The sequence below is a fragment of the Jiangella rhizosphaerae genome (assembly GCF_003579925.1).
GTDB classification, from domain to species: domain Bacteria; phylum Actinomycetota; class Actinomycetes; order Jiangellales; family Jiangellaceae; genus Jiangella; species Jiangella rhizosphaerae.
Genome location: NZ_QUAL01000387.1, coordinates 1 through 10,275 on the forward strand (window position 1 = coordinate 1; position 10,275 = coordinate 10,275).

The 10,275-nt window shown below is 72.5% G+C and carries 9 protein-coding genes and 1 pseudogene; 5 read left to right on the top strand and 5 right to left on the bottom strand.

The window, feature by feature from the left end; translation table 11 throughout:
• On the bottom strand, window positions 1-1,570 hold a 1,570-nt coding region (locus DY240_RS26280), incomplete at its 3' end, for an MMPL family transporter (protein WP_119662635.1).
• Between the two features lie 153 nt (window positions 1,571-1,723).
• Here DY240_RS26280 and DY240_RS26285 point away from each other — a divergent pair.
• On the top strand, window positions 1,724-2,500 hold the full coding sequence (locus DY240_RS26285; protein ID WP_147375537.1) for a TetR/AcrR family transcriptional regulator: 777 nt from the start codon (window positions 1,724-1,726) through the stop codon (window positions 2,498-2,500).
• A 3-nt stretch (window positions 2,501-2,503) separates the two neighbouring features.
• Here the strand turns inward: DY240_RS26285 and DY240_RS26290 are convergent, their stop codons facing one another.
• Genes DY240_RS26290 through DY240_RS26305 form a run of 4 tightly spaced genes read right to left on the bottom strand, consistent with a single transcriptional unit; the run spans window position 2,504 to window position 6,109 of the window.
• On the bottom strand, window positions 2,504-3,694 hold the full coding sequence (locus DY240_RS26290) for an NAD(P)/FAD-dependent oxidoreductase (protein ID WP_199702488.1): 1,191 nt from the start codon (window positions 3,692-3,694) through the stop codon (window positions 2,504-2,506).
• On the bottom strand, window positions 3,691-3,882 hold the full coding sequence (locus DY240_RS26295) for a ferredoxin (RefSeq protein WP_119662637.1): 192 nt from the start codon (window positions 3,880-3,882) through the stop codon (window positions 3,691-3,693). The genes DY240_RS26290 and DY240_RS26295 overlap by 4 nt, the downstream gene beginning before the upstream one ends.
• Entirely contained in the window at window positions 3,879-5,093 is a 1,215-nt protein-coding gene (locus DY240_RS26300) for a cytochrome P450 (RefSeq protein WP_199702492.1), read from the bottom strand. Before DY240_RS26300 ends, DY240_RS26295 begins: the two co-directional genes overlap by 4 nt.
• Window positions 5,090-6,109 carry a C-terminal binding protein gene (locus tag DY240_RS26305; RefSeq protein WP_119662638.1) on the bottom strand — a complete coding sequence of 340 codons (1,020 nt, stop codon included), beginning with the start codon at window positions 6,107-6,109 and terminating at the stop codon, window positions 5,090-5,092. Before DY240_RS26305 ends, DY240_RS26300 begins: the two co-directional genes overlap by 4 nt.
• A gap of 225 nt (window positions 6,110-6,334) precedes the next feature.
• Here DY240_RS26305 and prfB point away from each other — a divergent pair, with 225 nt between their 5' ends.
• The 4 genes and pseudogenes from prfB to DY240_RS26325 all read left to right on the top strand — a co-directional run.
• Window positions 6,335-7,453, top strand: coding sequence for a peptide chain release factor 2 (prfB, locus tag DY240_RS26310; RefSeq protein ID WP_119662639.1), 1,119 nt, complete (start codon window positions 6,335-6,337; stop codon window positions 7,451-7,453).
• A 148-nt stretch (window positions 7,454-7,601) separates the two neighbouring features.
• Entirely contained in the window at window positions 7,602-8,291 is a 690-nt protein-coding gene (gene ftsE / locus DY240_RS26315) for a cell division ATP-binding protein FtsE (protein ID WP_119662640.1), read from the top strand.
• Window positions 8,292-8,330: 39 nt separating this feature from the next.
• Window positions 8,331-9,236, top strand: coding sequence for a permease-like cell division protein FtsX (gene ftsX / locus DY240_RS26320; RefSeq protein WP_119662641.1), 906 nt, complete (start codon window positions 8,331-8,333; stop codon window positions 9,234-9,236).
• 232 nt (window positions 9,237-9,468) lie between these two features.
• Window positions 9,469-10,275, top strand: a pseudogene (locus DY240_RS26325) (hypothetical protein); the annotation flags it as partial.

Below are 10,275 nucleotides of genomic sequence, written 5' to 3' on the forward strand. Positions count from 1 at the left end.
CGTGCACCTCGACGCCCGCGCCCGGGAGGACGTCGTCGCGCAGGGTGTGGACGAGGTCCTCCGTCGCGGCGTCCTGCGGGCCGGTCGTGGGGAGGACGGTGAACAGGGCGGCGTCGCCGGCCTCGTTGACGGCCGCGGGCATGACGGCGGCGACGCCCGGCGTGGCGGCGACGGCCTCGCCCAGCGCCGGCAGCGCGTCGGCGTCGCCCGGCGACTCCAGGTCCGCCACGAGCAGTAGCGGCCCGTTGGCGCCGGCGCCGAAGCCCTCGGACAGCAGGTCGTAGGCCTGCCTCGACGAGCGGTCCTCCTGGTTGTTGCCCGCGTCGGGGAAGCCGAACCGGACGCCGAGGAACGGCGCCGCCAGCGCCAGCAGCAGGCCGACGCCGACCACCGTCGCGACGATGCTGTGCCGGTCGACCAGCCGGCCCCAGCGCAGCCAGGTCCGCGACGGCTCGACGTGCCCGCCCGCGGCGAGCTGCGCCGGCGCCGTCCGCCGGCGGCCCAGCGGCAGTCGCAGCCGGTCGACCCAGCGGCCGAAGAAGCCCAGCAGCGCGGGGAACAGCGTCGCGGCCGCCGCCATGACGACGAGGACGGCCACGATCGTCACCAGGGCCGCGCCCTGCATGAACGACAGGCCCATCGCGAACAGGCCGAGCATGCTCACCATGACGGTGCTGCCGGCGACCATGACGGCGCGGCCGGCGGTGTCCAGGGTGGCGACGGTGGCCCGCTCGGGGTCGAGGCCGGCGGCCCGCCACTCGCGGAACCGCGTGACCATGAGCAGGACGTAGTCGATGCCCAGCGCGATGCCCATCATCGTCGCCAGCGCCGTCGACCAGTCGGGGACGTCGACCACCGCGGCGACCAGCCCGGTGAGCAGGCCGCTCAGCGCCAGCCCGCCGGCCGCGACGACGAGCGGGAGCCCGGCGGCGACCACCGTCCCGAACGTGATCAGCAGGATCACCGCGGCGGCCGCCATGCCGATCGCCTCGGAGCCGATCTCGCCCTGTTCGGCCAGCGCGACGGTCTGCCCGCCGAGGGCGATCTCCAGGCCGGGCCGCTCGGCGGCGTCGGCCAGCGCCATCAGCTCCTCGGTCTCCTCGACCGGCATGTCGTCGGGCAGGACGACGTCGAGGTTGACGGTCGCGACGAGGATGTCGCCGTCCTGGCTGATGCCGCCCGGCGTCGTGTAGGGGTCGTCGACGGCGACGACGTGCGGCTGGGCGCGCAGCTCGTCGAGCAGCGCGGCCACGTCGGCCTGGACCTGCGGATCGGCCACGCCGCCCTCGGCCCGCACGACGACGTCGATGGTGTCGCCGGACTGCGCCGGGAAGCGCTCCTCCAGCAGGTCCTGCGCCTGCCGCGAGTCGGAGCCCGGCGCGGAGTAGTCCGCGGTGAAGTCGCCCGCGAACGCCGCGGACAGCCCGAACGCGGCCGCGACGGCCAGCACCCAGGCGGCGATCACGCGGCCGCGGCGGCGGTAGGAGACGCCGGCCAGCCGGCCCAGCACGCCAGGTCGTGGGGGAGCGGCGGCGGGCCGCTCGTCGTCGGTGGTGGTCGACTTGCTCATCGTCCTGCCCCTCGAATGCGTTACGTGACGTAGCGTTATGACCGTTACTAGTCATAACAAACACGAGGCGGGTAAACTTGTCAAGAGGGTTCACGTCTGTGACGATGCTTCACGCATTGCCGCCATCAGGACGAACACGAGGAGGTGGGCACAGTGGTGGGCCAGATCACCGAGACCGGCGACCAGCCGGAGCGGCCGCCGTCCCGGCGAGAACGCGCTCGCGCGGCGACCATCGAGGAGATCAAGCAGACCGCGATGGGCCTGATGCGCGAGCAGGGCACCACCGACTTCCGGTTCTCCGACATCGCGCGCCTCATGGGCATGACCGCGCCGGCGCTGTACCGCTACTTCGCCGACCGCGACGAGCTGCTCACCGCGCTCATCGTCGACGCCTACGACGACCTCGGCCAGGCCGTCGCCGAGGCCCGCGACCAGGTGCCCGTCGACGATCCCGGCGCCCGCTTCGCCGCCGTCGCGCAGTCGTACCGCCGCTGGGCGCGCGACGAGCCGCAGCGCTTCGCGCTGATCCTCGGCCTCCCCGTCCCCGGCTACCACGCCCCCGAGGAGGGCCCGACGACGGAGGCCGCGCGACGCGCGATGGCCCAGCTCAAGGCCCTGTTCTACGAGGCGGCCCAGGCCGGCGTCCTGCGCCGCCCCATGCTCCCCGACGACGACGGCACCGTCGCGCGGCTGCTCGCGGAGCACCACGAGCCGAAGGAGCTGCCCATCGATGGCCCGCCGGTGCCGCCGGAGACGTTCCAGGCGATGCTGCACTGCTGGGCGAGCATGCACGGCTTCGCCAGCCTCGAGGCCTACGGCCACCTCGACTGGCTGCCCGGTGAACTGCGCGACGCGGTCTTCGAGTCCAGCATCCGCCTGGTGGCCAAGGTCGCCGGCCTGCCCGAGCCGTCCTCCCGCCCCGCGGGGTGACGGTCAGGCCGCAACCGCGTCGCGCCAGGCGACGCCGGCGGCGACCAGCGCCCGGGCGCGCAGCAGCTCGCGAGGCGATCGCCAGCCCAGCACGCCGACGACCCGCTCGCCCCGCCCGTAGACCGCGACGAACCGCCGGTCGTCCGGCGACCCGCTGATCACCGCGAACCGGTCGGCGCCGGCGGTCCGGCCGTAGGCCTGGATCTTGGTGTCGTACTGGTCGCTCCAGACGTACGGCACCGGTTCGTAGGGCCCGCCCGCGCCGAGCATGGCGCGCGCCGCCGCCATGGCCTGCTCGGTGGCGTTGGTCCGGTGCTCGACCCGCACGCTGGTGCCGTAGCCGCGATGGAACCACCGGGCGACGTCGCCGGCGGCGAACACGTCCGGAGCGGCCCGGCACTGCGCGTCGCAGCCGACGCCGTCGGTCAGATCGAGCCCGCTGCCGTCGAGCCAGGCGGTGGCCGGTGTGGCGCCGATCGCCACCAGCACGCAGGTGGTGCGCAGCGCCGTGCCGTCGCCGAGGCGTACGCCGGTCACGTGGTCGCCGTCGTCCTCGACGGCCCGCACCGTGGCACCCAGGCGCAGGTCGACGTCGTGCTCGGCGTGCAGCCCGGCGAGCAGCCGCGCGACGTCCGGCCCGACCTGGCGCTGCATCGGCGCCGGCGCCGGATCGACGAGCGTGACGGGAACGCCCAGGCCCCGCAGCGTCGCGGCCGCCTCCGCTCCCAGGAAGCCGGCGCCGATGACCACCACGCGCCGCGCGCTCAGCGCCGCCTCCCTGAAGGCGACCGCGTCGTCGACGGTGCGCAGGACGTGGACGCCGCGCAGCCCTTCCGTCCCCGGCCAGGTGCGCGGGCGCACGCCGGTGGCGATCAGCAGCCGGTCGTAGCCCAGGTCGGCGCCGTCGACGCGCACCGTGCGGCCGGCCACGTCGAGGGCCGTGGCCGCGGTGCCGAGGCGGCAGTCGATCCCCAGCTCGTCGTAGCGGTGGTGGGGCAGCAGCTCGAGCCGCTGCGCCTCCCACGCGCCGGAGAGCAGCTGTTTCGACAGCGGCGGCCGGTCGTAGCCGGCGTGGGGTTCGGCGCCGATGACGGTGACGTCGCCGTCGAAACCGTCGGCGCGCAGCGACTCCGCAGCCGTCAGCCCGGCCGCCGACGCGCCGACGACGACGATGCGCCGCGGTGGTGGCGTCACGCCTCCACCACGATCGCGCGCGCCGGGCAGAGGCGGGCGGCGAGCTGGACGTCGTCGGCCAGGCCGGCCGGGGGATCGGGGTCGAGCAGGACGGCGAGCCCGTCGTCGTCCTGGTCGAAGACGTCGGGGGCGGCCATGACGCACTGCCCGCCGCCGACGCAGCGGTCGATCTCGACGGTGATCTTCACGACTGCTCCTCCCAGGTCACCGGCAGGGCGGTGAGGCTCAGGAACGCGTACTCCTTGACCGACAGCGACTCGGGATCCGTGGCCAGGCGCAGCGAGGGGATGCGCCGGAAGATCGTCTCGATGACGGTCTGGAGCTCGACCCGGGCCAGCGGCTGGCCGAGGCACTGGTGCACGCCGTAGCCGAAGGCGACGTGGTGCCGCGCCTCGCGATGCAGGTCGAACCGGGCGGCGTCGGCGAACGCGGCGTCGTCGCGGTTCGCCCCCGCGACCGCGGTGATGACGCCGTCACCGGCCTCGATGACGTGACCGCCGATCTCGATCCGCTCCGTCGCCACGCGCGTCGGCGAGATGTGGAAGATGCTGATGTAGCGCAGCAGCTCCTCGACGGCGTTGGGCACCAGCGACGGGTCGGCCCGCAGCTCGCGCAGCTGCTCCGGGTGGCGCAGCAGGGTGGCGATGCTCATCGCGATCATGTTGGCCGTCGTCTCGTGGCCGGCCGTGATGAGCAGCCGGACGGCCGCGACCAGCTCCTCGCGGCTGACGGTGTCGCCGCCGAGCTGGTCGGCGACGAGCTCGCTGACGAGGTCGTCGGCGGGCTCGCGCTGCTTGCGGGTGATCAGCGCGTCGGCGTAGGCGAGCATCTCCTCGGTCGCCCGCAGGACGTCCTCGGGTGACGTCGTCAACGTGTTGCGGCGGTGGTCGAGCGCCTGGAAGCGATGCCGGTCCTCGAACGGCATCCCCAGCACCCGGCAGATCGTGCGGGCCGGGACCTCCAGTGCCAGCGCCGGGACGAGGTCGACGGGCGGCGGCGTGGCCATGATGTCGTCGACGAGCTCGTCGACGATGCGCTGAACCATCGGTCGGAGGGCCTCGATGCGCTTGATCGCGAAGTACTTGGTGAACACCCGGCGCAGCCGGCCGTGCTCGGGCGGGTCCATCGTGACGAAGGTGCGGCCGGACCGCTCCAGCGCCTCGCGGCCGGCGGTCGGGAACGGGAAGCCCGGATGGCCGCGGTCGGCGCTGATCCGCGGATCGGACAGCAGCGACCGCACCTCGTCGTAGCCGGTGACCAGCCACGCCGTCCGGCCGTCCCACAGCCGCACCCGCGCCAGGCCGCCGGCGTCGCGGACGGCGGCGTATCCCTCGGGCGGGTCGAACGGCGTCGGCCGCGTCATCGGGAACGCGGGCAGCGCCTCGGAGGTCTGGGTCACGATGTCACCTCGCTGGTCGGTTCGGTGCGCGTGGCGGGGTTCAGGACGGGCGGGCGGACGCCGCGCTGGACGAAGTCGAGCGCGATGCGGGCCGCCGACGTGCCGAGCTGCTCCTCCGAGCCCTGCGAGTACCAGGCGACGTGCGGCGTGACGACGACGTCGTCCCGGTCGAGCAGGGCGGCGTGCCGGGCGACGTCGTGCTCGTGCTCGAGGACGTCCAGGCCGGCCGCCCGGACGGTGCCGGCGTCGAGCGCCTCGGTGAGCGCGGCGGTGTCGACGAGGCCGCCGCGAGCGGTGTTCACGACGACCGGTGCGCGGCGCATCCGCGCGAACGCGGCGCGGTCGAGCAGGTGGTGGGTGTCCGCGGTCAGCGGCGCGTGCAGGCTGATGACGTCGCTGGTGGCCAGCAGTTCGTCGAGCGAGACGGGCAGGACGCCCGCGCGGTCGAAGGACTCGCGGGCGATGAACGGGTCGTGGGCGGCGACGGTCATCCCCAGCGCCCGCGCGCGCTCGGCCGTCGCCGTGCCGATGCGGCCCAGGCCGACGATTCCGAGGCGGCGGCCGCGCAGGCGCATGACGGGCGGGCGGTCGACGCGGACCCAGTCGGTGCGCGTGGACGCCTGGAAGTGCGCGAGCCGGCGGACCGCCGCGAGCATCAGCAGGACGGCGTGGTCGGCCACCTCGTCGGTCGCGTAGTCGGGGACGTTGGTGACCGCGACGCCGAGGCCGGTCGCCGCGTCCAGGTCGATCCGGTCGGTGCCGACGCCGGCGCGCACGACCAGGCGGAGGCGGGGCAGCGCCGACAGCAGCCTGCGCGAGACCTCCGCGCCGCCGACGATCAGCGCTTCGGCGCCGGCCGCCCGGGCGAGACCGGCCGCGTCCGGCTGGTCCGGCAGCAGGACGTACGGCACCCCGGCGCGGTCGAGGGTCTCCAGTGCGGCGGGGAGGAACGGCGAGGCGGCCGCCCAGACGGCGATCGCCCGTCCGCCGTCCCCACGCGTGGCATGCCGTTCCATGAGCGAAACCTAGTGTCGCCTCCTGAGGCCGTCAAGTGCGCGTCGAGAGGTGGGCCCGCCTGGTGAACGCCTCGCCCGGCGCGGAACCGCGGACGTCGGGCGACATGGAACGCTGTGCGACATCGTGCGCCGCAAGGTCATCGGCCGCCGGGCCACCCGGGCCGGGGCCGGGGCCCGCCGTCGTCGTGCCAGGAATCTCAGCAGCAGCGCGTACCCTAGTGCGACGTGGCAGCACGTGACGTAGACGCCGAGATCGCGGAACTCTCGCAGACCCTGGCCAGCATCGAGAACGTCCTCGAGCCGGAGAAGATGCGCGAGCGCATCACCGACCTCGAGGCGCATGCGGCCGCTCCGGACCTGTGGGACGACGTCGAGCAGGCGCAGCAGGTCACCAGCCAGCTGTCGTACCTGCAGGCCGAGCTGCGCAAGGTCACCGAGCTGCGCCAGCGCATCGAGGACCTCCCGGTCATGGTCGAGCTGGGCCGCGACGAGGGCGACGCCGACGCGATGGCCGAGGTCGAGCGCGAGATCGACGACCTCCGCAAGGTGATCTCCGACCTCGAGATCCGCACGCTGCTGTCCGGCGAGTACGACGAGCGCGAGGCGGTCGTCACCATCCGGGCCGGCGCCGGCGGCGTCGACGCCGCGGACTTCGCCGAGATGCTGCTGCGCATGTACCTGCGCTGGGCCGAGCGGCACGGCTACAAGACCGAGGTCCTCGACACCTCCTACGCCGAGGAGGCCGGCCTGAAGTCGGCGACGTTCGAGGTCAAGGCGCCGTTCGCGTACGGGACGCTGTCCGTCGAGGCGGGCACGCACCGCCTGGTGCGCATCTCGCCGTTCGACAACCAGGGCCGCCGGCAGACGTCGTTCGCGGCGGTCGAGGTGATTCCGCTGATCGAGACCACCGACCACATCGACATCCCCGAGACCGACATCCGCATCGACGTGTTCCGGTCGTCCGGCCCGGGCGGGCAGAGCGTCAACACCACCGACTCCGCCGTCCGCATCACCCACCTGCCGACCGGCCTCGTCGTGTCGATGCAGAACGAGAAGTCGCAGATCCAGAACCGCGCCGCCGCCATGCGCGTCCTGCAGTCCCGGCTGCTGCTGCTGCGCCGCGAAGAGGAGCAGGCGCAGAAGAAGGAGCTGGCCGGCGACGTCAAGGCGTCGTGGGGCGACCAGATGCGCTCGTACGTCCTGCACCCGTACCAGATGGTGAAGGACCTGCGCACCGAGCACGAGGTCGGCAACCCGCAGGCGGTGTTCGACGGCCAGATCGACGACTTCCTCGAGGCCGGCATCCGCTGGCGCAAGCAGCAGGAGCAGGCCGAGGCGCAGTGAGTCTCCTGCTGCCCTACGGGAACCTTCGTGGCGCCACGCCGCGTTGGTTCTCCCAGCGTGCGGTCACTTCCGGACGTACACTCACAGACGAGCTTCAGGCGGTCAGTGCCATCGCGGGAGCGTCTGACATCCACATCGGCGAGGCATCGTGATCCTTTTCGACAACGTCAGCAAGCTGTATCCGACGCAGAACCAGGCAGCGCTGGACAGCCTGTCCCTCGAGATCGAGAAGGGCGAGTTCGTCTTCCTCGTCGGGCCGTCCGGCTCGGGCAAGTCGACCTTCCTGCGGCTGACGCTGCGCGAGGAGAAGCCGACGGCGGGCCGCATCCGCGTCGCCGGCAAGGACCTCCACCGGCTGTCGAACTGGAAGGTCCCCCACCTGCGCCGCCGCATCGGCACCGTGTTCCAGGACTTCCGGCTGCTGCCGAACAAGACGGTGTTCGAGAACATCGCCTTCGCGCTGCAGGTCATCGGCAAGCCGCGGCGCCAGATCAACCGCGACGTCCCCGCCGTCCTCGAGCTCGTCGGGCTCGACGGCAAGGAGGACCGCCTGCCCGACCAGCTCTCCGGTGGTGAGCAGCAGCGGGTCGCGGTCGCGCGGGCCTTCGTCAACCGGCCGCTGATCCTGCTGGCCGACGAGCCCACCGGTAACCTCGACCCCGGCACCAGCGTCGGCATCATGAAGCTGCTCGACCGCATCAACCGCACCGGCACCACGGTGGTCATGGCCACCCACGACCAGTCGATCGTCGACCAGATGCGCAAGCGCGTCATCGAGCTCGAGCACGGCAAGCTGGTCCGCGACCAGTCGCGCGGCGTCTACGGCTACACCCGCTGACGCCGCCCTTCGTCCCGACCCGCCGACCCGGAAGAAACCATGCGCTTCCAGTACGTCCTGTCCGAGATCACGACCGGCCTGCGCCGCAACCTCACGATGACCATCGCGCTGGTCATCGTGGTCGCCATCTCCATCGCGATGCTCGGCGCCGGGCTGTTGATCCGGTCACAGGCCGACACCACGAAGGGCTACTGGTACGACCGCATCGAGATCTCGGTGTTCATGTGCAACGAGTACTCGACGGGCGCCGGCTGCGCCGACGGCGCCGTCACCGACGCGCAGCGCGACGTCATCCGTCAGACGCTCGAGTCGCACCCCGAGGTCGACGAGGTCTTCTACGAGAACCAGGAGCAGGCGTTCGAGCGGTTCAGCGAGCAGTTCGACGACTCCGACATCGGCGGCATCATCACGCCCGACCAGCTCCCCGAGTCCTTCCGGGTCGCCCTGCAGGACCCCGAGGAGTACGACGGCGTCGTCTCGGCGGTGTCCGGCCTGCCGGGCGTGCAGGAGGTCACCGACCAGCGGCAGCTGCTCGAACCGCTGTTCCGGACGCTCGACGGCTTCCAGCTGGTCGCGTTCGCCATCACCGTCATCCAGATCGTCGCGGCCGTCCTGCTGATCGGTAACACCATCCGGCTGGCCGCGTTCAACCGACGTCGCGAGACCGGCATCATGCGCCTGGTCGGTGCGTCGAACTTCTACATCCAGCTGCCGTTCATCCTCGAGGCGGCCATCGCCGGCCTGCTCGGCTCGGTCCTCGGCGTCATCGCCCTGTTCGCGGGCGTGGAGCTCATCGTCGGCCGGTTCATCGCGCCCAACCTCCAGTTCACGTCGTGGGTCGACAGCGCCGACGTCTGGGCGGCGACCCCGTGGCTGCTGGTGGCCGGCGTGCTCTTCTCGATGCTGGCGTCCTTCATCACGCTGCGCCGCTACCTGCGCGTCTAGCCGGCGATCCCATGATCATCAACCTTTTGTGCTGCGCCGACGACACAAAAGGTTGATGATCATGGGCGCCTGCACGCCGCCCAGCCACCTCCGATGCTCTCGGCGATTCGTGCCACTTGCCCTTCTTGTGCGCTCGCCTGCGGAAATGACAGCGATGTAGTTATCCCGGGCTCCTTCGCGGCCAGAGTGAATGGTGTTACGGTCGTGCACGAGTGGTGCGAGGGAGGCCGCTGTGAAGGCTGTGACAACAGAGACGTCGTGGGCACGACGGCTGACGGTGATCGTCGTCACCGTCGGCGTCCTCTGTACCGGCCTGAGTCAGGCGTGGGCCACGTCCGACGCCGAGGAGCGTCTGAAGGACGCCCAGAACAGCCTCGAGCACGCCCAGGACGAGCTCGCCCACTCCACGCAGGCGCTTGCCGACGCCACGGCGGCGTATCAGGCGGCGATGGCGCGGCTGCCGGCGGCGGAGGCGACCCTGGCGACCGCCCAGCAGGGGCTGGCCGCGGCGGAGCACGAGCTCGAGGTGGCGCGCGGCGAGGTCGCCGCGGCGCGGGCGGCGGACGAGGCGGCCGCGCAGAAGCTCGCCGAGGCCGAGCGGAAGGTCGCCGACCAGATCGCCAAGATCGACGACGTCACCGAGCGGATCGACGGGAAGCGCGCGTCGATCAGCCAGGTCGCCGTCGAGGCGTACACCCGCGGCGTCGGCGCCGACCTCGCCAGCCTCACCATTCTCATGCAGGCCGACACCATGGACGAGCTTGCCGCGCGCGCGGCGGCGTCGACGTCGGTGCTGACCGCCGAGAACAGCATCATGTCCGCCCTCAAGGACGACCGCGCCGAGCTGGCCAACGAGCGGGTCGTGCTCGAGGACCTGGAGGCCGCGGCCGAGGTGGCGCGTCAGGAGGCCGCCGCGACGCTGCAGGCCACCGAGCAGCGTGAGCGGGAGGCCGAGGCGGCCCGGGCGGCGGCGCAGGCCGCCAGCGACGCCGCGGCGGCGGCGAAGGCCGAGGTCGACCAGCTGGTCGCGGCCCGCGAC